21 protein-coding genes are annotated in these 21210 nt (G+C 67.6%); 11 read left to right on the top strand and 10 right to left on the bottom strand.

What is annotated here, in order from left to right; all coding sequences use genetic code 11:
* Positions 1 to 65 precede the first annotated feature (65 nt).
* Genes RTW82_RS19665 through RTW82_RS19655 form a run of 3 tightly spaced genes read left to right on the top strand, consistent with a single transcriptional unit; the run spans position 66 to position 3230 of the window.
* On the top strand, positions 66 to 935 hold the full coding sequence (locus RTW82_RS19665; RefSeq protein ID WP_316926156.1) for a transporter: 870 nt from the start codon (positions 66 to 68) through the stop codon (positions 933 to 935).
* Positions 925 to 2124 carry an MFS transporter gene (locus RTW82_RS19660; protein WP_410478820.1) on the top strand — a complete coding sequence of 400 codons (1200 nt, stop codon included), beginning with the start codon at positions 925 to 927 and terminating at the stop codon, positions 2122 to 2124. Before RTW82_RS19665 ends, RTW82_RS19660 begins: the two co-directional genes overlap by 11 nt.
* Entirely contained in the window at positions 2121 to 3230 is a 1110-nt protein-coding gene (locus tag RTW82_RS19655) for a class II histone deacetylase (protein ID WP_316926154.1), read from the top strand. Before RTW82_RS19660 ends, RTW82_RS19655 begins: the two co-directional genes overlap by 4 nt.
* A 20-nt stretch (positions 3231 to 3250) precedes the next feature.
* Here RTW82_RS19655 and feaR read toward each other — a convergent pair whose 3' ends face one another.
* On the bottom strand, positions 3251 to 4204 hold the full coding sequence (gene feaR / locus RTW82_RS19650; RefSeq protein ID WP_021221105.1) for a transcriptional regulator FeaR: 954 nt from the start codon (positions 4202 to 4204) through the stop codon (positions 3251 to 3253).
* A gap of 339 nt (positions 4205 to 4543) precedes the next feature.
* Here feaR and RTW82_RS19645 point away from each other — a divergent pair, with 339 nt between their 5' ends.
* Both RTW82_RS19645 and RTW82_RS19640 read left to right on the top strand, forming a co-directional pair.
* Positions 4544 to 4798 (top strand): type II toxin-antitoxin system RelE/ParE family toxin, encoded by a 255-nt coding sequence (locus RTW82_RS19645; protein ID WP_316926153.1) that lies wholly within the window; start codon positions 4544 to 4546, stop codon positions 4796 to 4798.
* Positions 4782 to 5108 (top strand): helix-turn-helix domain-containing protein, encoded by a 327-nt coding sequence (locus RTW82_RS19640; protein WP_184489912.1) that lies wholly within the window; start codon positions 4782 to 4784, stop codon positions 5106 to 5108. The genes RTW82_RS19645 and RTW82_RS19640 overlap by 17 nt, the downstream gene beginning before the upstream one ends.
* 53 nt (positions 5109 to 5161) lie before the next feature.
* Here RTW82_RS19640 and RTW82_RS19635 read toward each other — a convergent pair whose 3' ends face one another.
* Entirely contained in the window at positions 5162 to 5335 is a 174-nt protein-coding gene (locus tag RTW82_RS19635) for a hypothetical protein (protein WP_316926152.1), read from the bottom strand.
* A 134-nt stretch (positions 5336 to 5469) separates the two neighbouring features.
* On the opposite strand from RTW82_RS19635, the gene RTW82_RS19630 reads away from it, so the two are divergent.
* On the top strand, positions 5470 to 6435 hold the full coding sequence (locus tag RTW82_RS19630; RefSeq protein WP_316926151.1) for an ATPase: 966 nt from the start codon (positions 5470 to 5472) through the stop codon (positions 6433 to 6435).
* A gap of 6 nt (positions 6436 to 6441) precedes the next feature.
* On the opposite strand, the gene RTW82_RS19625 is transcribed toward RTW82_RS19630, so the two are convergent.
* Both RTW82_RS19625 and RTW82_RS19620 read right to left on the bottom strand, forming a co-directional pair.
* Entirely contained in the window at positions 6442 to 7023 is a 582-nt protein-coding gene (locus tag RTW82_RS19625) for a DUF3156 family protein (RefSeq protein WP_316926150.1), read from the bottom strand.
* Entirely contained in the window at positions 7004 to 8503 is a 1500-nt protein-coding gene (locus RTW82_RS19620; RefSeq protein WP_316926149.1) for an APC family permease, read from the bottom strand. Before RTW82_RS19620 ends, RTW82_RS19625 begins: the two co-directional genes overlap by 20 nt.
* Positions 8504 to 9107: 604 nt before the next feature.
* Here RTW82_RS19620 and RTW82_RS19615 point away from each other — a divergent pair.
* Positions 9108 to 10604 carry an aldehyde dehydrogenase family protein gene (locus RTW82_RS19615; RefSeq protein WP_316926148.1) on the top strand — a complete coding sequence of 499 codons (1497 nt, stop codon included), beginning with the start codon at positions 9108 to 9110 and terminating at the stop codon, positions 10602 to 10604.
* A 49-nt stretch (positions 10605 to 10653) separates the two neighbouring features.
* On the opposite strand, the gene RTW82_RS19610 is transcribed toward RTW82_RS19615, so the two are convergent.
* The gene (locus RTW82_RS19610) at positions 10654 to 12333 is read right to left on the bottom strand and encodes a hypothetical protein (protein WP_316926147.1); all 1680 of its coding nucleotides are present in this window, start codon (positions 12331 to 12333) and stop codon (positions 10654 to 10656) included.
* A gap of 276 nt (positions 12334 to 12609) precedes the next feature.
* Between RTW82_RS19610 and RTW82_RS19605 the strand changes: the two genes are divergently transcribed.
* Positions 12610 to 14673: a TerD family protein gene (locus tag RTW82_RS19605; RefSeq protein WP_316926146.1), complete on the top strand. Its 2064-nt coding sequence runs from the start codon at positions 12610 to 12612 to the stop codon at positions 14671 to 14673.
* Positions 14674 to 14691: 18 nt separating this feature from the next.
* Here the strand turns inward: RTW82_RS19605 and RTW82_RS19600 are convergent, their stop codons facing one another.
* The 3 genes from RTW82_RS19600 to RTW82_RS19590 all read right to left on the bottom strand — a co-directional run bounded on the left by RTW82_RS19600 (position 14692) and on the right by RTW82_RS19590 (position 17393).
* A complete protein-coding gene (locus RTW82_RS19600) occupies positions 14692 to 15387 on the bottom strand; it encodes a hypothetical protein (protein WP_316926145.1) in 696 nt (231 codons plus the stop codon).
* The gene (locus RTW82_RS19595) at positions 15384 to 16298 is read right to left on the bottom strand and encodes a hypothetical protein (RefSeq protein WP_316926144.1); all 915 of its coding nucleotides are present in this window, start codon (positions 16296 to 16298) and stop codon (positions 15384 to 15386) included. The genes RTW82_RS19600 and RTW82_RS19595 overlap by 4 nt, the downstream gene beginning before the upstream one ends.
* A 90-nt stretch (positions 16299 to 16388) precedes the next feature.
* Complete coding sequence (locus RTW82_RS19590; protein ID WP_316926143.1) at positions 16389 to 17393, bottom strand: TerC family protein; 1005 nt, start codon at positions 17391 to 17393, stop codon at positions 16389 to 16391.
* A gap of 356 nt (positions 17394 to 17749) precedes the next feature.
* On the opposite strand from RTW82_RS19590, the gene RTW82_RS19585 reads away from it, so the two are divergent.
* The 3 genes from RTW82_RS19585 (at position 17750) to RTW82_RS19575 (ending at position 19269) form a co-directional block, all read left to right on the top strand.
* Positions 17750 to 18340, top strand: a complete 591-nt coding sequence (locus tag RTW82_RS19585) for a hypothetical protein (protein ID WP_316926142.1) — start codon at positions 17750 to 17752, stop codon at positions 18338 to 18340.
* An 82-nt stretch (positions 18341 to 18422) separates the two neighbouring features.
* Positions 18423 to 18812, top strand: a complete 390-nt coding sequence (locus RTW82_RS19580) for a GFA family protein (RefSeq protein WP_316926141.1) — start codon at positions 18423 to 18425, stop codon at positions 18810 to 18812.
* Positions 18805 to 19269, top strand: a complete 465-nt coding sequence (locus RTW82_RS19575) for a hypothetical protein (protein WP_316926140.1) — start codon at positions 18805 to 18807, stop codon at positions 19267 to 19269. The genes RTW82_RS19580 and RTW82_RS19575 overlap by 8 nt, the downstream gene beginning before the upstream one ends.
* Positions 19270 to 19271: 2 nt before the next feature.
* On the opposite strand, the gene RTW82_RS19570 is transcribed toward RTW82_RS19575, so the two are convergent.
* Positions 19272 to 19970 carry a pentapeptide repeat-containing protein gene (locus RTW82_RS19570; protein WP_316926139.1) on the bottom strand — a complete coding sequence of 233 codons (699 nt, stop codon included), beginning with the start codon at positions 19968 to 19970 and terminating at the stop codon, positions 19272 to 19274.
* A 212-nt stretch (positions 19971 to 20182) separates the two neighbouring features.
* The gene (locus RTW82_RS19565; protein WP_316926138.1) at positions 20183 to 21121 is read right to left on the bottom strand and encodes a hydrogen peroxide-inducible genes activator; all 939 of its coding nucleotides are present in this window, start codon (positions 21119 to 21121) and stop codon (positions 20183 to 20185) included.
* Positions 21122 to 21210: the final 89 nt, after the last annotated feature.

Below are 21210 nucleotides of genomic sequence, written 5' to 3'. Positions count from 1 at the left end.
CCTGCCCCGAAGACGGCGGGACGGGGAGCCTTTGCCTGCACCTACCCGCCAGAGGAACCCTGCACATGCACAGCCGCTACACGTTTTCGCTTTCCCTCGCCGCCGCCCTTGCCGCCTCCAGCGCCCAGGCCGCCGACCTCAATGCCCGCGACTTCGTCTCGGCGCCGGTGGGCACCGTGCTCGGTGTCGGCTACCTGCCGCTGACCCGCGCCAACGACTACCACGGCGCGGGCGACAGCACAGGCAAGGCCGACCTCGCGGTCAACGCCTTCGCCTGGCGCCAGCTGATCTTCACCGACATCTGCGGCACCCTGTGCACCCCGCAGTTCATCGTCCCCTACGTGGACGTCGACATCCGTGCGCCAGGCGCCGCCAGCCGCAGCAGCGAACGCGGCCTGGGCGACCCGCAGGTGGGCGGCACGCTGTTCTTCATCAACGACCCGCAATCGCGCACCTACAGCGGCCTGCTGACCATGCTCACGGTGCCGGTGGGCGAATACCACGGGCGCAACCCGGACGCCTCCCCCGGTGCCAACCGCTGGGCCCTGCACCTCAACTACAACTACACCCAGGGCGTCGGCGAGAACTGGATCCTGGAGGCCAACCTCGAAGCCCAGGTCTATGGCAAGAACGACGACTACTTCGGCCAGGACCTGGAGCAGAAGCCGCTTTACCGGCTGCAGGCCTTCGCCTCCTACGACTTCACTCCCAGCACCTATGGCGCCCTGCGCCTGATCCACGCCGACGGCGGCGAACTGGAATTCAACGGCCGCACCCTCGACGACACCCACCAGCGCTCCACCCAGCTCGGCTTCGAAGTGGGCCACTGGCTGGACCGGCGCAACCAGGTGCTGCTGGGCCTGACGCGCAATGTCGCCACCGAGAACGCCTTCGAGCAGAACAACCTGCTGCTGCGCTTCGTCCATGTCTTCTGAGGGCCACGCCATGACCACCGCCGTTTCCGCGGGGCTGCCCCGCACCCGCTTGCTGGCCATCGTGCTGTTCGCCGCCATCGTCCCCTGCGTGCTGATGGCGGCGCCGGCCATCGCCACCCAGTACGCCCTCCAGCTCGGCCTCGGCCCGGCGCAGATCGGCCAGCTGTTCTCCGCCGAGCTGGCCGCCATGAGCCTGGCCACCCTGCCCGCCTACCTCTGGCAGCCGCGCCTGGACTGGCGGCTAGTGGCGCGCGGCGCAGCCCTGCTGTTTATCGTCGCCAACCTGGCTTCGGCCTGGGCGAGCGCCTTCCACCCGCTGATGGCCCTGCGCGTGGTCAGCGCCCTGGCCGGCGGCACGCTGATGGTGCTGTGCATCGCCAGCGCGGCGCAGAGCCAGGATCGCGACCGCGTGTACGGGCTCTGGGTCATGGGCCAGCTGGTGCTCGGCGCCATCGGCCTGTGGCTGCTGCCGCCGCTGTTCGAGCGTTTCGGCCTGCAGGCGCTGTACCTCGGCCTGGCCCTGCTGATGCTGCTGTGCCTGCCGCTGGCCGGCAGCTTCCAGGGCGTCACCCCGGCCGCGCGCACACTTGAGCGGGCACCCGGTGGCATCGGCTGGCGCGCGTTGCTGGCGCTGTTCGCCGTACTGGCCTTCTACGTCGGCCTCAGCGGCGTGTGGACCTTCATCGGCAGCATCGCCGGCGCCGCGGCCATCGACCCGGCCAGCAGCGGGCGCATCCTCGCCGTCGCCACCCTGCTGGGCATCGCCGGTTCGGCCTGCGCCGCGCTGATCGGCAAGCGCTGGCCGCGTGGGGCGATGCTGCTGCTCGGCTACGCCCTGATGACAGGCGCGGTGCTGCTTCTGCTCGACCAACCGGGCCTCGCACGCTTCGCCACGGCGGCCCTGGTGTTCAAGTACACCTGGACCTTCGCCCTGCCCTTCATCCTCGCCTGCCTGGCCGACCTGGACCGCGACGGCAGGTTGATGAACACCACCAACCTGCTGATCGGCGGTGGCCTCGCCCTCGGCCCCGCCATCGCCGGCCCGCTGCTGGAAAGCAGCGTCGGCATGCGCGGCGTCCTGCTGCTGAGTGCCACCTGCCTGCTGCTGTCCTTCGCCGCACTCAGCCTCGCCCGCCTGCAAAGCGGCGCACCAACCCCTTCCCTCGACAACACCGGAGCCAATCCATGAGCCGCCGTACCGCCTTCTTCTCCGATGAACTCTGCTTCTGGCACAGCGCCGGCGTGCACGCCCTGACCCTGCCCGTGGGCGGCTGGGTGCAACCGCCGGCCGCCACCGGCTTCGCCGAGTCCCCCGAAACCAAGCGCCGGCTGAAAAGCCTGCTGGATGTCTCCGGTCTGTCCCGCCAGTTGCTGCAACGCAGTGCGGAGCCGGCCACGGACGAGGACCTGCTGCGCGTGCACCCGGCCCACTACCTGCAACGCTTCAAGGCCCTGAGCGACGCCGGTGGCGGCGAGCTGGGCAGCGAGGCGCCCATCGGCCCGGGCAGTTACGAGATCGCCAAGCTCTCCGCCGGCCTGGCCATCGCCGCGGTCGACTGCGTCATGCGGGGCGAGGCGGACAACGCCTACTCGCTGTCGCGACCGCCGGGCCACCACTGCCTCGCCGACCAGGCCATGGGCTTCTGCTTCCTCGCCAACATCGCCATCGCCATCGAGGCGGCCCGGGCCCGCCACGGCCTGCGACGGGTGGCGGTGATCGACTGGGACGTGCACCACGGCAACGGCACCCAGTCGATCTACGAGGAAGATGGCGAGGTGCTGACCGTTTCCCTGCACCAGGAGAACTGCTACCCACCGGGCTACAGCGGCCTGGAGGATCGCGGGCGCGGCGCCGGCCTGGGCAGCAACATCAACATCCCCCTGCCGGCCGGCAGCAGCCACGACGCCTACCTGCAGGCCATGCGCCGCATCGTCTTGCCGGCGCTGGAGCGCTTCCGCCCGGAGCTGATCGTGGTCGCCTGCGGCTACGACGCCAACGCCGTGGACCCGCTGGCGCGCATGCTGCTGCACAGCGACTCGTTCCGCGGGATGACGGCGCTGCTGCGTGAAGCGGCGGAGGGGTTGTGCGGCGGGCGCCTGGTGCTGGTGCACGAAGGCGGCTACGCGGAAGCCTACGTGCCCTTCTGCGGGCTCGCGGTGATGGAGGAGTTGTCGGGGGTGCGTACCGCCGTGGAAGACCCGATGCTGGCCTTCATCCAGCTGCAGCAGCCCGGCGAGGCCTTCGCCGGTTTCCTGCATGACCAGGTGGAGCACCTGGCCACGCAACTGGGCTAGGAAGGTGAGTGGAGCCGCCGTCAGAAGCCGGCGGCGGCCTCCATCAACGCGCCGGCACGGAAGTCCTTGGGCGAGCGCTCGAAGTGCTTCTTGAACGACCGGCTGAAATGCGCCGAATCGGTAAAGCCCCACTTGTAGGCGATCGAGGTGATGGACTCGCCCCGGAGGATGGGGTTGGCCAGGTCATCGGCGCTGCGCTGCAGGCGCGAGCGCTGGATATAACGGCAGACGCTGTCGCCCTGTTCCTCGAACAGCCGGTACAGGTGGCGGACCGAGATATCCAGGCGGTTGGCCAGGGCCAGCGGCGTGAGGTTGGGCTGGGACAGCGACTCGTCGATGATCTTCTGCACATAGCTGCGCAGGTTGGCGCCTTGCAGGGAATCGCAGTTGCCGACCTCCACGCGATCCTGGCCCAGCGCCGGCTCCAGCAGGGAGATGAAGGCGTTCTCCAGGGCCTCGATCTCGTCATCGTCCGAACCCGCCTGCTCGCGGCACAGCTGGTCCATCAGCAAGTGCAGCATCTTACCGCTGGCACGGGTCGAGGAAATCTTGCCGAACTTGGCCTGCTTGGACTTGAACGCGCGCTCCACTGCCTCGCGCGGCAGGTGCAGGGAGGCATGGTCGATCAGGCCAAAGGGGGTGATCTCGCAGGCGCCCACCGAATCCATCAGCAGCAGCTCGCCCGGCGCCAGGTCGATGCTCACGCCTCCCTGTGCCACCCGGGAAAAACCACTGCGCTGGCTGATCAGGAAGCAGTGGCGGTCGTCATCGCGATCGGCCTTGAGGGAAGAACGGGAAATAAGCCCGGCATTGGTGCGCAGGTGCGCCATGGTGAGGCCGGAATGGCATTGCGCGGAGATCTCGCCGATGAACAGCGAACGGCTGGTAGCCAGTTGGGTTTCGAACCTGCCGCAGATGTTCTGCAGCGACTTTTGCCAGTCTTCCAGACCGCCACGGGCTTCTTGAGCACGCATACGAACCTCCGGAGTTATCTTGTTTTTGTTGCGAGATTGTTAACATGTTATCTATGCGAGCGCAACAAGGACTCGATGGCGTCCGAAGATGCAGTTTCGGTGCCAGCGGAGCGGTACGCCGACCATTCCTCGCCAATGGGCAGCATGCCCGGCTCAAGCGTGAGGGGTGTCATGCGTATCGCCTCGGCCCCGGGGCGTGAAGATGTGCATGACCCTGGGCGCCCTCAGCCAGGAAACAAAGCATCACCGCCCTTCGGAATCACCTGACACACGACTCGGCCAGCCGATTTACCAACATCACTAAAATACTTATATTACTTATCGCAGAGTGATAGAGGTATGAATGAGATTCGCTGGACACGGAAGGCCATCAAGCAACTCAGACGAACCGCCAGCATCGACCAGAAAAGAATCTACGACGCCGTCCAGGCACTGGCTTCCATGCCGGATGTGCAAAACGTCAAAGCCCTCGTCCACCATCCGTTCGGCTACCGGCTTCGGGTCGGCAGTTACCGAGTCATTTTCGATTGGGACGGCGCCATCCAGATCGTGAGTATTCAAGAGGTGAAGAAGCGTGATGAGCACACCTACTAACGTGCAGATCATCAATGACGCGAACGGCAAACCCGCCTTCGTCGTCATCCCCTATGCCGACTACATCGCCCAGCAGGGCCAAGACGGCCTGGTTCCCAACGAAGTCGTCGGCCATATGGTCAAGGATGGCCTCACCCCCATCGCCGCCTGGCGCCGACACCTGGGGCTTTCCCAGGCGGAAGTGGCCGCGCGCATCGGTATCAGCCAGCCGGCCTATGCCCAGCAGGAGCAGGCCGCCAAGCCACGCAAGGCCACCCGCGAGAAGGTCGCAGGCGCCCTCGGCATCGCGCCGCAGCTGCTGGACCTCTGAAACGAAAAGCCCCGGCACTCTGGCCGGGGCTTCTTTGGCGCTCTCGCCCTACCTCAGCGGGCCAGCACCGCCAGCACGATGACCAGCAATACGATGCCGCCGGCGATCACCAGGGCCTGGGTGCCCGAGCGTTCCTTGCGGGCGTCCCGGTTTTTCTTCGGGTGATGGGTGCCCATGCCCGGCTTGAAGCCGGCGGCCCTGGGCCCTTTCAGTTTGTGCGATGCCATGACTCACTCCTTGTTGAATGCCGACATGCCAAGAACCTAACACCCGCCCGCTGCCCACTCCAAGCTCCCGTTTGCCGCCGTCGCGCCAGCCTGCATAATCCCGCCTCATGCCCCCAGCCAGGGAACCGCCCCGGATGCCCACCAAAGCCCCGATCACCCGCGCCTACTGCGTCCAGTTGGACGAAGTGCTGTCCATCGCCGAAGCGCGCCGGGCGTTCTTCTCCCTGCCCGAGCCGCGCAGCCGTTTCGACTTCCTCTGCTCCAGCGAGGCCTGCCGCACGTTGGGCACCAAGGTCACTGCGGCGAACTACGACAAGCAGCCGAACGAGACCTACAAGGCCGCGCACTTCCGCGAGAACCCGCACTCCAGCCACGCGCCCGACTGCGAATGGATGGCCGACGAGGAGGACGAGGACGCCGACGGCAAGCTGCCCGGCGAGAGCGAGGCCGAGACCCGGCAGCGCCACGCCCGGCGCAAGCTGCATGACTACATCGACGTGTTCGAGCCCCCGGTCGAACGGGCCAGGCCCAACGCCGACAAGCCCGACACGCCAACCGCCCCCGCGCGCAAGCCTGCCGGCACCCCCGAGGAGGCCCTGGCCCCGCGCAACGAGAAGAAATCGGTCAACCAGCGCACCAGCAGCCTGGAGCGCCTGGTGGAGTGCTACCGGCAAGCCCGGCTGGAGCTTGGCGACGAGGAGTTCAAGGCCATGCGCCTGCGTGTGGTGGGTGAAGGCGAGATGGCCCTGGGCGCGTACTTCAAGGCGATCAAGTACGCCAAGCTGGGCAACGCCAACCGGGTGTTGCAGGGTGGCGCGCTGCTGGTGGACCGCTACGGCAGCGGCTTCAAGCTGAAGTTCTACGACCGCATCGATAACAAGCCGGTGTTCCTCTACATCTCCAAGGAGCAGATGGACGCTTACCGCTTCAAGGGCTACCTGGATGGCTTGCTGAGGGAAGAGGTGGACTACTTCCGGGTCTTCGCCATGGGTGAGCTGGCGCTGTCCCCCAGCGGCAAGAGCCTGGACCTCAAGGTCGCCGACCTGCGCCAGCTGGTGCTGATCCCGGGCATCAAGAAGGCCCCCGCGACGGAGGCCTGAAGCCGCTCAAAAGCCCGCCAGCACCCGAGCCAGCGCCGGCAGCGCATTCAGCAGGTGGGCCTGCTGCGCATCGTCGAGGCGGATGTAGCGACGGAACGCCGGCATGCGGTTGACCACCTCGCTGGCGCCCATGTGCTCCAGCAACACCCGCCAGTGGCCCTCCTCGCGTTCGATGCGCAGGCGCTTGAAATCCAGCGGCATCAGCGCGGCCCGCAAGGCCGGGTCACCCTCCAGCGCGGCGATCACGCCAGCCAGCTCGGCCGCCTCCCCGGCGCGCCGGGTGCAGGCCAGGCCCTGGCGGCGGATGGCGCCGGTATGACGAACCTCCAGCTTCGCCACGCCCTGCCCGCAAGAAGGCACCTGCAGGCTGAACTCGGTGAACACCAGGTGCATCAGCAGTTCCGACTGGGTGCGCTCGCGGGCCTCCACCTGCAGACCGTCGTCCAGGGTAAAGCGCCCCTGGCCCGGCTCCAGCGCCTCGAAACCGAGGCCGCCGAGGTTGCGCCGCACCAGGGCCAGGGTCGCCCCCGGCCGGTAGCCGGAGGGCGCGCGGGTGCTGCCGAAGAACTCACGCAGTGCGGGAAGCATGGCCATAGCTCTCGCTGGGGTGGATGCCCGGCTCATTGGCGAATTCCTTTTCCAGTACCTCTTCCACCGGCACCGGGCGGAACGGGTTGACCTTCTGCACCACCACCGTCCAGAACAGCGCGTAGGCGGCGGTCAGGCCGAGCATCACGGCGAAGGGGCCGTAGATGTCCTTGGGGTTCATGCCCGGCGGGGTGATGAACCACATGCCCAGCAGGATGCCGACGCTGGAGATGATCTGCGGCAGCGGGAAGAACGGCGACTTGTAGGCACGCGGCAGGTCCGGGCGGCGGATGCGCAGGATCACCACCGAGATCGTCACCAGCAGGTAGGCGGTGCTCCAGGCGCAGACGGCGGCCAGCACCAGGTGGAAGATGTTGTCGGTGTTGCCACCCAGCCAGGCAGCGTGCAGGCAGGGGATCAGCACGGCCACGGCGATGCACAGCAGCGGCGTCTTGTAGCGCGGGTGCAGGTAGGCGAAGACCTTCGGCAACGCGCCGTCCACGGCCATGCCGTACATGATGCGCGGCACGCCGGCCATCAGGGTGTTGATGGTGGCGGCGCCGGCGAAGAGGAAGCCGATGCCGAGCCAGATCGGGCCGATATCGCCCATCACCTGCTGGGCGAACTGCGGGATGGCCATGGGCGTGTCCAGCAGGTGCACGCCGGTGGCCTCGTCGAGCAGCACGTTCTCCACCTGGCGCTTCATCGCTGCGCCGTAGATGAACATGCAGGAGGCCACGCCGAACAGCCCGAGCGCCATGGCGCGGGGCATGGTCCGCGCGGAGTTGCGCAGGTCCGGCGCCAGGGGCGTGACGAACTCGCAACCGACGAACATGAACATCGCCATGCCCACCAGGGACAGAATGGTCACCAGGTCGGTGCCCACCATCGAGGTGCCGAACCAGCCATCCAGCTGCACGGCGGGCGCGGCGATCAGGCCGGCCACGCCGAACACCATCAGGGTCGTCCACATGCCGAAGGTGAGGATCACCTCGGCCTTGCCGAACACGCTGACGCCGAAGCCGTTGAGGATGCCGAAGGCGATGACGAAGCCCACCCCCAGCAGCCAGGAACCGCCGGCCGACTCGGCCAGGGTGTTGAGGTGTTCGAAGTTAACCAGGGCCATGACCCCGGCCAGGATGGTTTCCGCCGTGCCGGCGAACACATGCACGATCAGGTAGGCGGCGATGGTGCCGGTGATGGCGAAGAAGCGCCCCATGCCACAGGCGATGTAGTCGTAGACCGAGCCCGTGGTGGGCAGGATCGACGCCGCCTCGGCGAAGGTGGTGGACTGCGCCAGCATCATCACCATGGCGATCAGCATGGCCACGGCGAAGGCGCTGCCGCCGATGCCGAAGCCCATGGTGGCGGTAAGGATCACCGGGCTGGCCATGATCAGGCCGATGGTGCTGGCCAGCGCGGTGGGGAACCCCACCGAGCCTCGATTCAGGTGTGCGGTGAGCTTGGCGTTGATCGACATCGTCAGGGCCCTCGAATGCATTGTTCTTGTTTATCGTTATCCGACCGGGTTGGCCGGTGCGGTCGTAGCCGCAGGTTCCCGAACACTCTGCGCCCGCCCTCCCCGGGCGTCTTGCCCCTGCCTGCCGCTGCTCTTGTAGCAGCCTGACATGCCCGCACGCCCCGCAGGATGGCGTAGAGCGCAGCGAAACCCATCGATCCGAAGACTCACCACACACCGTGATCATCGGCCGCTCCGGCAGCATGGGTTTCGTACCTCTACCCGTGCGACGAACTACGCCCTGTGCCCCAACCTCGTCCGCCTTCCCGCCAAAAAGCGGGAAAAAAAAAGCCGCCGATGACCAGGGCGGCGGCAAAGCGTGGTGACACGGAGCAAGCAACAATGGCGTCGCCCTCGCAGACGACACTCCGACTATCCCACCTGCACCACGGCGCCGCTTGCTCCCCGCTGCCAGGTCGTTGCGCCTGCCTGACACGCCGCATCCGCTGCACGCTGGGTCATGTTCGCGTGGCAGGCAGAGTCAAGCCCTGGCCCGGGCCCGACCCTAAGCTGGGGCACGCCCTACGCGGGCGAACCCTCCCGCTGCCCGAACCAGGAGCCGATCGTGTCCAATGCCCTGATCAACACCCTTCCCAGCGTCGACGCCTTCGTCGACCGCACCCACGCCTCGTTCATCGACGGCCAACAACACCAGCCCGCACAAGGCACCCAGCGCGAGGTGCACAACCCCGCCAGCGGCGCGACGCTCTCGCGCATCCTGCAGGCCGACGCGCCGCAGGTGGATGCCGTGGTCGCCTCCGCCCACCGCACCTTCCGCTCGGGCGTCTGGAGCGGCCTGGCCCCCGCCGAGCGCGAGCGCGTACTGCTGCGCTTCGCCGACCTGGTAGAAGCCCATGGCGAGGAACTGGCGCAGCTGGAAACCCTCAACCAGGGCAAGTCCATCCACCTCGCCCGCGCGGTGGAGGTCGGCGCCTCGGTCAACTACATGCGCTACATGGCCGGCTGGGCCACCAAGATCGAAGGGCAGACGCTGGATGTGTCCATCCCCGTACCGGCCCAGGCGCGCTTCAACGCCTACACCCGCCGCGAGCCGGCCGGGGTGATCGCCGGCACCGTGCCGTGGAACTTCCCGATGATGATCGCCCTGTGGAAGGTGATGCCGGCCCTGGCCTGCGGCTGCACCATCATCATCAAGCCGGCGGACGAAACCCCGCTCACCGCCCTGCGCCTGGCCGAGCTGGCGATCCAGGCCGGCATCCCGGCGGGCGCCTTCAACGTGCTGGTCGGCGGTGCCGATGCCGGCGCCGCGCTGGTGGCCCACCCGCTGGTGAACAAGGTGTCCTTCACCGGCTCCACCGCCGTGGGCAAGCAGGTGGGCCGCGCGGCGCTGGACAACATGACCCGCTTCACCCTGGAGCTGGGCGGCAAGAACCCCATGCTGGTGCTCGCCGATGCCGATATCGAGCAGGCCGTAGCCGGCGCCATCGGCGGTGGCCTGCTCAACCAGGGCCAGGTCTGCGCGGCGGCCTCGCGCCTCTACGTGCACGCCAGCCACTACCAGAACTTCGTCGAAGCCCTGACCGCCCAGGTGGCACAACTGAAGGTCGGCGCCGGCATGGACCCGGACGCCCAGGTCAACGCCCTGGTCTCCCGTCGCCAGCAGGCCAGCGTGCTGCGCTACCTGGCCATCGCCCGCGAGGAAGGTGCGCAGTTCTGCACCGGTGGCGGCCAGCCCGACCTGCCCGGCTACTTCGTGCAGCCCACGGTGCTGGGCAAGGTCACCCAGGGGATGACCTCGGTGCGCGAGGAAATCTTCGGCCCGGTGCTGTCGGTGCTGCCCTTCAACGATGTCGACCAGGCCGTGGACATGCTCAACGACAGCCGCTACGGGCTCACCGCCAGCATCTGGAGCAACGACCTGGGCCGCGTCATGGACCTGATCCCGCGCATCGAAGCCGGCACCGTCTGGGTCAACAACCACGTCCCGGTGGACCCCAACCTGCCCTTCGGCGGCTACAAGCAGTCCGGCATGGGCCGCGAGTTCGGCAAGGCCGCCATCGAAGGCTTCACCGAACTGAAGTCGGTGTGCATCACCTACTGATGCAGCGCGCCATCGCCCGGCCCGCCATGGGCGGGGCGATGCACCTCGCCTATCCCCGCAGCAACCAGAACAGCGCGAACACCCAGCGCTGCCAGCCAGCGTCGGCCGACTTCAGCACCCCCGTGGCAACGCCGTAACGCCAGGCCCAGTGCAGCGCGCGCTTGAGGTCGCGCAACGGGCTTTGCCGGTTGCGGTAGACGTCGATCGCCAGCAGCCCCATGGCATCGACGTTCCCCGCCTCGGCCGCGCGCACCAGGTGCAGCTCCGCCGCCTCCCAGTCGATGGGGTCGGTGCGCAGCGCCAGCTCGCCGCAGAAACCGTGCATGAACGCCAGCACCCGCGGGTCGCCCTCCTCGGCGAAGCACTCCAGGTAGACCTCGGCGTGGTTCAACGCCTCCAGCCACAAGCGCTCCGCCGCTTCGGCATCCTCCTCGGCGTCGGCCTGTGCGGCCAGCAGCTCCACCAGCGCCTGAGTCGCCGGGCCATGGCCATCCGACGCGGCGGAGCGCCACGACACCCGCGCCGCCTCCGGGTCCGCCGGGCAGCCCAACCCATCGCGGCGGCAGATGCCCAGCAGGTGCAGCCCCTCGGTATGCACCGCCTGGTTGCGCCCGCTCAGGAGCAGCAGCCGCTCCAGCGCGGCGAAAGCCCGTGCACCGTCCACCGGCCCGGCGTCGGCATCCAGCCACAGGCGCGCCTGCAGCAACAGCAGCGCATAGACCTCGTCCAGCTGATGATCCAGCGCCTGCGCCCGCTCCACCCAGCCACGCGCCTGCAGCAGCTCGTCCGTGCTGCCGGCCCTCTCGAAAGCCAGCTGCGCCAGCTGCAACCAGGCCGCCGCCGTGGGCTCGGCGGCCCCCTCCAGGCCACAGGCGCGCCGCGCCCAATCCATGGCCTGGGCCAGGTCATCGGCCAGAAGGGACAACGCAAGCGCCGCAGCGGGATCGCCTGCCTGGTAACGGCGCGCCCATTCCCCGGGGGAAACGGGCTGCGGCGCCGGCTCGTCCAGTTCCAGCTCGTGCTCCGGATCGTATTCAGCGCCGGGGTCGAGCGCGACGTCGTGCTCATCGAGCCCGACCGGCAGCGGCTCGGCTTCGGCAGGCGCCTCCAGTTCGGCAAAGGGCACCTGCAAGCCGGCGAAATCCTCGAGATGGGCCAGTGCCCGGAACCAGGGGTGGTCCAGCGTATCCAGGCCAAAGGCCCGCACCCACTCGTCGAGGTTCTCGTAATCCAGCACCAGGGTGACGTCATGCAGGTCGACCGTGCCCTCCTGCAACGCCTGCAGGCGCGTGTCGGCGTTCCACTTCCAGAAGCCGATGCGCGAAGCGGTGTTGGCGTCGAAGGGGCCGGAAACCGCATCCAGGTCGCCCTGCAGCCACAGCGTCTGCAAAGGCCCCTCGCTGGCTTCAGCGGCACGCTGCAGGAAGGCCGCCACCGCATCCAGGCAAAGCCCGATGGCGGGCACGCGATGGTGCTGGGGGTGACGGCGGATATAGGCGTCGAACTGCGCCCAGTTGTCCTGCGCCGTTTCCAGCGACAGGCGCAGGCCATTGCCGGGCGTCTGCACCTCCACCTGCGCCGGCGTGATCGCCGGCACCACCTCGGCACCCGCCAGCAGCAGGCACCAGAGCGGCGACACGTACGCATCCGTCGCCAGGCAACGGGGCTCGATGCCCTCGCCACCCAGGTAGAGCCAGGCGGCGGAAGGCCGTTCCGATTCCATGTGCATCGCACGTTCCCGGTACAGCGGGCCCGGCCGATCCTCGGCCCGCACAAAGGGGTCAATCATGGCGTGAAGCACGGGTGCTCACCAGCCGTGGCACAGAAGAAATCGCCACGATGCGAAAGCGTCGAGCGTTCGCCTGCAGACGGCGATTCATTTTTCCCGCCACCTGCAATATCCTCCACGCCGTGGCTATGGGCGTCCTTCCTTCTACCTCTGAAACTAGGGTGCCCGCTTCCCACCCGCCCACCTCACGGTGGGCTTTTCATTTCAGGAGCAGATGTGAACGGAATCTTCCTGCGCCGCTGCCGCAAGTTCGCGGTCAGCCCCGGTGAAGGCGGCGCCAGCCTGGCCCAGGTGGCCATGGTGCAAAAGGAAACCGAGCAGCTCGGTTTCGTGCTCTCCGAGGCCCTCGCCGAGCGCCTGCTGACCCTCTCGCCGGAGCAGCTCGCCCGGGTGCTGCGCGACCTGCGCCGCCACCTGGCCCCGATGACCGGCGCACACCGTGAACACCGCCCGCTGTTCCCCGATTTCCCGGCCGGCAGCCTGGCCCTGGACGAGGCGCAGCTGTACCAGCGCGCCGTCCTCCACTACCTGACCTTGCAACGCCTGCGCCTGCAGGACCCGAGCCTGCCGGCGCCCCTGCTGCACCACCGCCAGCCGCTGGAGATCGACCTGGGCACCCAGGAAGAATTCGAGCGCCTCTGCACCCGCCTGGCCGCCTCGCGCACCTCGCTGTCGGCGGACGACAAGGCCGACCTGCAGTGGTTCGTGCGCCAGTACCGCGACAAGGTGCTGGACCTGCTGCCGGAAGAAATCCCCTTCAAGGAAAACCTCGCACTGATCGCCGCCTGGCTGCTGCGCTTCGTCCCCGGCGAGCGCGCCGAGCGCTTCGTCGACCAACGCATCGGCACCGCCACCGATGTGTTGCGCCTGGCCGTGGCGCTCTGCGATGGCGATGTCTCCCTGGCCGAGCCCTGCCGCTTCAAGGGCTTCAAGCGTCGCGAACGGCGCCGGCTGCTGGCGCTGCTGGAAGCCTGCGGCGACCCCACCGAAGACATGCGCCGCTGGCCCGAACGCTGGAAGCGCCTCGGCGAAGGCCTGCACCCCGGCGACTACCGCAGCCAATGCCCGCGCACCTGGCAGGCCTTCCAGGTGCTGCGCGAGGGCCTGCCGTTCAGCGGCTTCAATGGCCAGGTGGAGCGGGACCTGGAAACCGGCCGGGTCGAGGCCGCCAGCCAGCGCCTGGCCACCCGCCCCGGAGAGATGGCCCGGCGCCTGGACCACCTGCTGCGCACCTGCCCGCAGCCGGATGCAGTGCTCAAGCAGTTCGCCGAGGTCGCCCAGCAGGTCGCCACGCCGGTGCTGTTGCAGGCCCTGGCGCAGTTCGAGCATCGCGGGCACGCGCCCCTGCGCACCTTCTTCCCCAAGGGCGATGCCGCCCGTGCCTGGACGCTCCCGGATCGGCGCGCGCCCATCGCCCCCGAGCACCTGGCCGATGCCATCGCGCTGATCCGCGCCACCCTGGTGGCCCGCTTCGCCAGCCGCCCGCCGCTGGGCCGCTGCTACTTGGCACCGGAGCTGGCCGACCGGGTGGTGCCCCTGGCCCAGCGCTCGGCCTCGCGCTCGCTGCGTACCCTGGTGCGCGGCAGCCGCATGCCGCTGCCCGAGTCGCGCTACATCCGCCTGTTCCTCTGGTGGACCAACGGCCACAGCCGCACCGACATCGACCTGTCGACCGCCTTCTTCGATGGCGACTTCGTCTACCGCGACCTGGTGGCCTACTACAACCTGCACGGCTACGGCGGCCACCACAGCGGCGACATCGTCGACGCCCCGCAAGGCGCTGCCGAGTTCATCGACCTCGACCTGCAGCTGCTGCGCGACAAGGGCCTGCGCTTCGTGGTGCCCTGCGTCAACAGCTACACCAACCAGCCCTATTGCGACCTGCCGGAATGTTTCGCCGGCTGGATGGCCCGCAGCGACGTGGATTCCGGCGAAGCCTTCGAGGCCCGCACCGTGGAAGACCGCCTCGACCTCTCCGCCAACCAGCAGACCTGCCTGCCCTTCATCATCGACCTGGAGCAGCGCTGCATCCTCTGGACGGATATCGGCCTGGGCGGCTACCCGCGCTGGAACAACGTCGCCAACAACCTCAGCGGCATTTCGCTGATGCTGCGCGCCATGACCAGCCTCGCCGCCCCGGACCTGCACACCCTGTTCGCGCTGCATGCCGAGGCGCGCGGCAGCCGGGTGGACAGGCCCGAGCAGGCCGATACGCTGTTCGGCCTGCGCGAGGGCATCACCCCGTTCGACACCGACCGCATCCGCGCCGAGTTCCTCTGAGCCCGGCGCGGTGCCGCGTCAACGCAACGACTCGAACTGCCCCGTGCCCTCGTCCCAGGCGAAGGCCACGCCCGCGCAGCGGTAGCGCTTGCCCACCCGCAACTGGGTGGCGCCCTGCTCCACCGCCAGTTGCACGGTTTCCACATCCTCGCTGCGGCAACCCGGCAGGCTCAGCGTCTGCACGCGCTTGCCGGTCTTCTTCGCATACACCTCGATGGCCGACGCCGGGCCGCCGTCCTTGGCCTGCGGCACCTGGAAGTAGAAGCGTTCGGTGGAGGCCGCCTGCAACACCGCCGTGGTCGCCCCCGGCCAGGCTTCGTCGGAGCGCAGCATGGCCACGTGCTTCATGTGGATGGGCAGGCGCTTGCCGGTGCGGTAGTCGGTCCAGGTGCCATTGAGGGTGGCATCGCGCTTGTAGTAGCCCGAGAAGAACACAAGGATGCGCGCAGCCGGCAGCCCGCCGGCGTCCAGTTCGTCCATGCCGATGCCGTTGTTGGGCTCGTTGTTGCTGAACACCGGCTTGAGGCGGATCGGCGTGCGGTAGCGGTCATAGAAATACACGCCGCGGATGACGCGGTTCTGCTGGAAGGTCACCAGAGTGATCGCCTGCTTGCCGAGGGTGCCCTGGTAGACGTCCACGGCGCCGGCCAGGCCGGGCCCACACAGGGCCACGAGCAGCGCCAGGCGCAACCAGGAACGGAACAGTCGGCTCATTGCGCTGCCTCCCCGGCCGCTTCAGCCACCACCCGTTGCCCTGCGTCCAGGCGGTAGAAGCCTGCTTGGAAGGTGCCGGGCCGGAAGCGTTCGCCACCTTCGGGGCGGTATTCGAAGCGCCCGCGCTGGTGGGCATCGGGGTACAGCGAGCCGCTGCCGGCCATCTCGGTCAGGCCCGCGTGCAGGGCGTAGCGGCCGGACGCCGGGTCGTAGAGGTAGTACTGCACCGTGCCGCTGGTCAGGGCCTTGTCGCTCTCGCGGATGCGCTTGGGCACGAAGGAGAAGTCGATGAAATCGTCATCGTCCAGGTAGGCCAACCGCAGCGTGTCGGTGCCATAGAAGTAGGCATCCAGGCCCTCGATCACCTGCCGCGTCGCGCCGCTGGCCTTGTCGGTGACGGTGATGCGGTCGAAGACCGGCACCGCTTCGTTGGCCGCCTTGCGTGCATGCACGCGGAAGCTCATGCCCTGGCTGGTGCCCTGCTGCAGCAGGTCGGCCTCGTAGACCGCCCTGGAGCCGTCGCGGAACACCTGCTTGCGCTCCAATTGCAGCACACGCTCCTCGCGGGTGCGCAGGTCGATCCAGCGCCCGTGCAGCACCTGCTGGTCGAGGGCGAAGGGTTGGAACTCGATCGCCGCCGGCGGCAGTGGCGTGCCGTCGCGCAGGTTGATCAGCAGCGGCTCACTGGGGTCATAGGGCGTCGTTTCCAGGGTCAGGTGATCGGCCGCCGCCGAGGTTTCGACGAACCCGGCCATGCCGTCCCAGGCGCTGTCGAACTGGAGGATGACCTCCAGCTGCATATCCCCCGCCGTGCCGCGGTACACCGTGCTGGGCAGGGTATGGGCGCTCGCCGTGGTGGCGACGAACAGGGCCGCCCACGAGGGCAGGTGCTTCCATGCTGAAAGGGCCACGCAGTGCTCCTTGCGAAAAAAGGAGCGCAGCCTAACAAAAAGCCCCCTCGGCGCGTCAGTGCGCGAGGGGGCGGGTGTGACGCCGCGCCATCAGCTCGCGCGGTTTTCCTCGATGGGCTGCGGCGCCTGGCCACGGGTCTTGTACAGCGACAGCAGCACGCCGCCGACCAGCAGGCCCAGGGTCACGCTGAGGGAGATCACCGCCGGGATCTTGCCGATGATGCCCACCAGGAAGATCTTCGTGCCGATGAACACCAGCACCAGGGCCAGGGCGTACTTCAGGTAGGCGAAGCGGTGGATCAGCGCCGCCAGGGCGAAGTACAGGGCACGCAGGCCGAGGATGGCGAAGATGTTCGAGGTGTAGACGATGAAGGGGTCCTGGGTGATGGCGAAGATCGCCGGCACGCTGTCGATGGCGAACACCAGGTCGGCGCACTCGATCATCACCAGGGCCAGGAACAGCGGCGTGGCCCAGAACACGGTCTTGCCGGTGGCATCCGCCTGGCGCACGAAGAAGCGCTGCCCGTGCAGGCTATCGGTCACGCGCATGCGCCGGCGCAGGAACTTCACCAGCGCGTTGTTCTCCAGGTCCGGGTGGTCATCCACCTTGGAGAACAGCATCTTCACGCCGGTGATGGCCAGGAACACGCCGAACACGTAGAGGATCCAGCTGAACTCGTGGATCAGCGCCGCACCCAGGCCGATCATCACGGCACGCAGCACGATCACCCCCATGATTCCCCAGAACAGCACCTTGTGCTGGTACTCCCGGGGGATAGCAAGGAAGCTGAAGATCATCGCCATGAGGAACACGTTGTCCATCGACAACGATTTTTCGATGAGGAAGCCGGTGAGGTAATCCATGCTGGCGTCGCCGCCCTTCTGGAAGAACACCCAGAGGCCGAACAGCAGGCCGGCAGTGATGTAGCCGGCGGAAAGCAGCAGGCTTTCCTTGACGCCGATCTCGCGGTTATCGCGATGCAGCACGCCCAGGTCGAAGGCCAGCAGGGCGAACACCACGGCGAAGAAGACCAGCCACAGCCAGGTGGCGGTGCCGAGGAAGTCGGAAAACAGGAACGTATCTAGGGCGGTCATTGGAGCCCCTCCTTGCAGTCGAAGTTGTACAGACTGTGATTCCGACATCGCGGTATTAACCGCCAGAGGGGCCCGGCTTCACGGCAAATAAATTACAGAATCCCGGGGCAGGCGCTCAACGAGCGGGCTTTTGCAAAGTGTTTCCTGCGCGTCATGCGAAAGCCCCGTCCGTAACCGGGTGATCTTGACTGCGCACAGCCCTGCATGAAGGCTGGAATTGAGCATGAGGCCACCTCGTTGTCGTCCATTGACAGCACTCTGACGCTGGCTAGTCTCAATCGCCTCCGCTGTTGCACTCCCTCAGCCAGCAGGCCAGAAAGCGCAACGAACGCCCACCCCATGAACAAGGAAGTGTCATGACTATCGAACGCCACAAGGTCAGCCAGTCCACCGCCCTCGCCTACACCGGGAACGATGCCCGTGGCGTATGCCTCGAAGCCTGCCGCCGCTGGGTCAGGGCCGTTCTGGCGGGCCATCTGACGCCCGGTGAAAGCATCTACGACATCATCGGCCCAGAGACCATCCAGGAACTGCTGGAGAGCCACAGGCAACGCAACAAGAAAAGCGACAACAGCATGGAGGGATTCGGCCTGACGGTGACCAAGCGGGAAGGCGGCGGCCCCTTCAAGAAATTCACCGGGCTGCGCACGCGCCAGGATGTGATCGACCATGTACTGGCGGTCCCGGGCGCCTACATCTACGTGGTGGATGGCGCCGATGGCGGGCATGCCCTGGCGTTCAGCAGCCTCGACAGGGAGCACGTGCTGTTCCTCGATCCCAATGTGGGCGAGTGGGAGCTCATCAATGAAGACCAGGCGTCGATCCGCAGCTGGTGGAAGGACTTCTGGGCAGGCAAGGGGTCCGAATTCGAAGGCCTGGTCAGCTACAAGAGGGAGTACCACAAGGGCGGACGCGAGCTCTGGCAGTACAAAGTCGTGACCCATTGACCCCCTGAAGCGCATCCCATCACCCGCCGCCCTCCCCGTGCTAGATTTCGCCACCATTGCAGTGATGCCCAGGGAGGCGGCGATGACCACGGATATCCATCAGGGCGGTTGCCTGTGCGGCCAGGTGCGCTTCGAGGTGCAGGGCCCACTCGAAAACCCGCACACCTGCTCGTGTGAGTTCTGCCAGCGGCACAGCGGCGCGCTGACGGTGGCCTGGGTGGAAGTGCCGCGCGAACGGCTGCGCTGGACCGGCCCCGCCGGCGCCCCGGCGACCTACCGCTCCTCCGACTATTCCAGCCGTGCCTTCTGCGCCCACTGCGGCAGCTCCCTGGGCGCCATCGACGACGAGCCGACCATCGCCCTCCTGGTGGGCAGCCTCGACCACAAGGATTCCCCCACGCTGATGCCCACCTATGAATCCTTCGAGGATGGGCGCCCCGCCTGGTGGCACGCGGGTGCGCGGCATGGCTGAAGCCGGTGCCGCGAACCCGGAGAGCCTCGCCTCGCTGATCTGGTTCTGGTACGGCGAAGAGGAATACCGCCGGCTGATCCTCCTCGGTGAACTGGGCCCGGCGCTGCAGTTCCTCGCCGGGAGCGCCGATTGGCAGCTGGCGAACATCGGCTGCTGCGCCGACTGCGATCTCTGGTCCTCCTACCTCGATCACCTCGAGGCCTTCGTCGAAGGCTTCCCGCCACGGCTCCAGCCACGGGCACATGGGCAGCTGCAGGCGCTGCTGGCCGCCTGCATGACCCTAGGCCACGGCGCCTACGTCAACCTGGAAGGCAACAACTTCGAACACCCGGAATGGGCGCCGCTGCGCACCGCGGCGCAGGAGGCCCTGGCGCTGCTGGGCTGGCAGGAAATCGAGGCCGACATGCCGGCGCTGGTGGAGGATTGCCGCGCGGCCCTGGAGAAGTGGCCGGGCTAGTTCTAGAGGACGGTCAGGCCCAACCCCGACAGCAGCATCGACGCCTGGGCGCGGGAAATGATGGCGCCGTGGAACAGCTTGGCATCCACCAGGCGCAGGCCGTCGAGGCTGGCCTCGCGCAGGTCGGCCTGGTCGAAACGGGCGTTGTTGACCCGCGCCAGGGACAGGCTGCCACCCTCGACGAACACCGCTTTGCGGAAGTCGCAGTAGCTGAGATCGGCTTCGGCGAAGTCGAGGTTGTACAGCTCGCCCTTGTAGAACGACAGCCCCGAGAGGCAGGCGCTGCGCAGCACGCAGTCGTGGAACACCATGCCCAGGGTGGAGGTATCGCTGAAATTGGCGCCGGTCAGCTTGCAGCCTTCGAAGCGCGCCTGGGCCAGCTTGCTGCGCTGCCAGCGGCTGTTGTTCAGGTCCGAACGCAGGAAGCGCGCATCGGTGAGCTGCGCCGAGCGGAAGACCGCCTCCGGCGCGCGGCAGCTGATCCACTCGGTGGCTTCGAGCATGGCGGCGGTGAGGTCGGCAGCGGCGAACAGGCAACGCTCGAAGCGCGCGCCGGAGAGCTCCATGCGCGACAGGTCCTGCCCGCTGAAATCCACCCCGGTGAAGTGAATTGGCAGGCTCTGTCCACGCAGCAATTCGGCCAGCGATTGATGCTCCAGCTCATCCGGGCCCACCTGTAGATAGCCGTCCACAACCTGCATCGCACCGCCCCGGAGTCGTCGAAAAGGCGCCATGGTCGGGGCTCCGCGACGCCCCCGTCAATATTGACGGGAACGCCCCTGCTGTGAACAAAGCACCCGTCATGACCTCAGTTTCATAGACGGGGGCGAGCGTCCTCCGTCTTCACATAGGTGACGGCCCACAGGGGCTCACGAATGCGGAGTTCCACTGATAGTCAGGCAATCGCGCCTCGTCAGCCCCCATCCTTTGAGTGGCCCGCGTCCCCTTCTCTACCCTCTCCGCCCGGCCCACGGGATACCGAACACAGCCGCACCGAGTCGGCCAGCACGTCGATGGCGCGCGGCCTGGGGAAGCTGGCGCGCCAGGCGATGGCCACCTGGCGGAACGGCACCGGCGCGCTGAAGGGGCGGATGGCCACGGAGCCCGGCGAGTAGTGGTGGCCGCTCACCGCCGAATGGGGCAGCACCGAGACGCCGAGCCCGGAGGCGACCATGTGGCGGATGGTTTCCAGGGAGCTGGATTCCACGCTGGCACGCTGGGTGGCCGGGCACACCTCCAGCACCCGCTCGCGGAAGCAGTGGCCCTCCCCCAGGATCAGCAGTTCGGCATCCTCCAGCGCCTCGGCCGAGAGACGCTGCTCGGCCGCCAGCGGGTGGTCGGCGGGCAGCAGCACACAGAGGGCTTCGTCGTAGAGCACCTTGGTCAGCACATCGGGCTCGGAGAACGGCAAGGCGATGATGATGGCGTCCAGCTCGCCTTCCCGCAGCCGCTCGCGCAGCACATGGGTGAAGTTCTCCTCGATGTACAGCGGCATCTGCGGGGCCACGGTGTGCAGCTGGGGGATCAGGTGCGGGAGCAGGTAGGGCCCGATGGTGTAGATGGCGCCGACCCGCAGCGGCGAGGACAGCTGGTTGCGCCCGGCGTGGGCCATTTCCAGCACAGCGTTGGCCTCGGCCAGCACCTTCTGCGCCTGCTCGATGATGCTTTCGCCGATGGGGGTGAGGTAGACGGCGCCCTTGCTGCGTTCGAAGAGCAGCACGCCGAGGTAGTCCTCCAGGCGCTTCATGCCCACGGAAAGGGTCGGTTGGCTGACGTGGCAACGCTCGGCGGCGCGGCCGAAATGCTGTTCCTGCGCCAGGGCAACGGCGTAGCGCAATTCGGTAAGGGTCATGGGTCGTCCTGCGTGCGAGCCGCTTGCGCGGCCTCCTGGTGAAATCGGGGTGGGGCTTGTACCCGAGAACTCTAAGCAGGCGGCGCGCG

It is taken from the genome of Pseudomonas sp. zfem005, assembly GCF_032621735.1.
GTDB classification, from domain to species: Bacteria; Pseudomonadota; Gammaproteobacteria; order Pseudomonadales; family Pseudomonadaceae; genus Metapseudomonas; species Metapseudomonas solani.
Note: the sequence above shows the minus strand (reverse complement) of the source record. Positions and strands in the feature narration are given on the sequence as shown.

Coding starts and splice junctions, on each gene's coding strand:
- RTW82_RS19665 (WP_316926156.1), top strand. CDS start 66: ATGCACAGCCGCTACACGTTTTCGCTTTCCCTCGCCGCCGCCCTTGCC.
- RTW82_RS19660 (WP_410478820.1), top strand. CDS start 925: ATGTCTTCTGAGGGCCACGCCATGACCACCGCCGTTTCCGCGGGGCTG.
- RTW82_RS19655 (WP_316926154.1), top strand. CDS start 2,121: ATGAGCCGCCGTACCGCCTTCTTCTCCGATGAACTCTGCTTCTGGCAC.
- feaR (WP_021221105.1), bottom strand. CDS start 4,204: ATGCGTGCTCAAGAAGCCCGTGGCGGTCTGGAAGACTGGCAAAAGTCG.
- RTW82_RS19645 (WP_316926153.1), top strand. CDS start 4,544: ATGAATGAGATTCGCTGGACACGGAAGGCCATCAAGCAACTCAGACGA.
- RTW82_RS19640 (WP_184489912.1), top strand. CDS start 4,782: ATGAGCACACCTACTAACGTGCAGATCATCAATGACGCGAACGGCAAA.
- RTW82_RS19635 (WP_316926152.1), bottom strand. CDS start 5,335: ATGGCATCGCACAAACTGAAAGGGCCCAGGGCCGCCGGCTTCAAGCCG.
- RTW82_RS19630 (WP_316926151.1), top strand. CDS start 5,470: ATGCCCACCAAAGCCCCGATCACCCGCGCCTACTGCGTCCAGTTGGAC.
- RTW82_RS19625 (WP_316926150.1), bottom strand. CDS start 7,023: ATGCTTCCCGCACTGCGTGAGTTCTTCGGCAGCACCCGCGCGCCCTCC.
- RTW82_RS19620 (WP_316926149.1), bottom strand. CDS start 8,503: ATGTCGATCAACGCCAAGCTCACCGCACACCTGAATCGAGGCTCGGTG.
- RTW82_RS19610 (WP_316926147.1), bottom strand. CDS start 12,333: ATGCACATGGAATCGGAACGGCCTTCCGCCGCCTGGCTCTACCTGGGT.
- RTW82_RS19600 (WP_316926145.1), bottom strand. CDS start 15,387: ATGAGCCGACTGTTCCGTTCCTGGTTGCGCCTGGCGCTGCTCGTGGCC.
- RTW82_RS19590 (WP_316926143.1), bottom strand. CDS start 17,393: ATGACCGCCCTAGATACGTTCCTGTTTTCCGACTTCCTCGGCACCGCC.
- RTW82_RS19585 (WP_316926142.1), top strand. CDS start 17,750: ATGACTATCGAACGCCACAAGGTCAGCCAGTCCACCGCCCTCGCCTAC.
- RTW82_RS19580 (WP_316926141.1), top strand. CDS start 18,423: ATGACCACGGATATCCATCAGGGCGGTTGCCTGTGCGGCCAGGTGCGC.
- RTW82_RS19575 (WP_316926140.1), top strand. CDS start 18,805: ATGGCTGAAGCCGGTGCCGCGAACCCGGAGAGCCTCGCCTCGCTGATC.
- RTW82_RS19570 (WP_316926139.1), bottom strand. CDS start 19,970: ATGCAGGTTGTGGACGGCTATCTACAGGTGGGCCCGGATGAGCTGGAG.
- RTW82_RS19565 (WP_316926138.1), bottom strand. CDS start 21,121: ATGACCCTTACCGAATTGCGCTACGCCGTTGCCCTGGCGCAGGAACAG.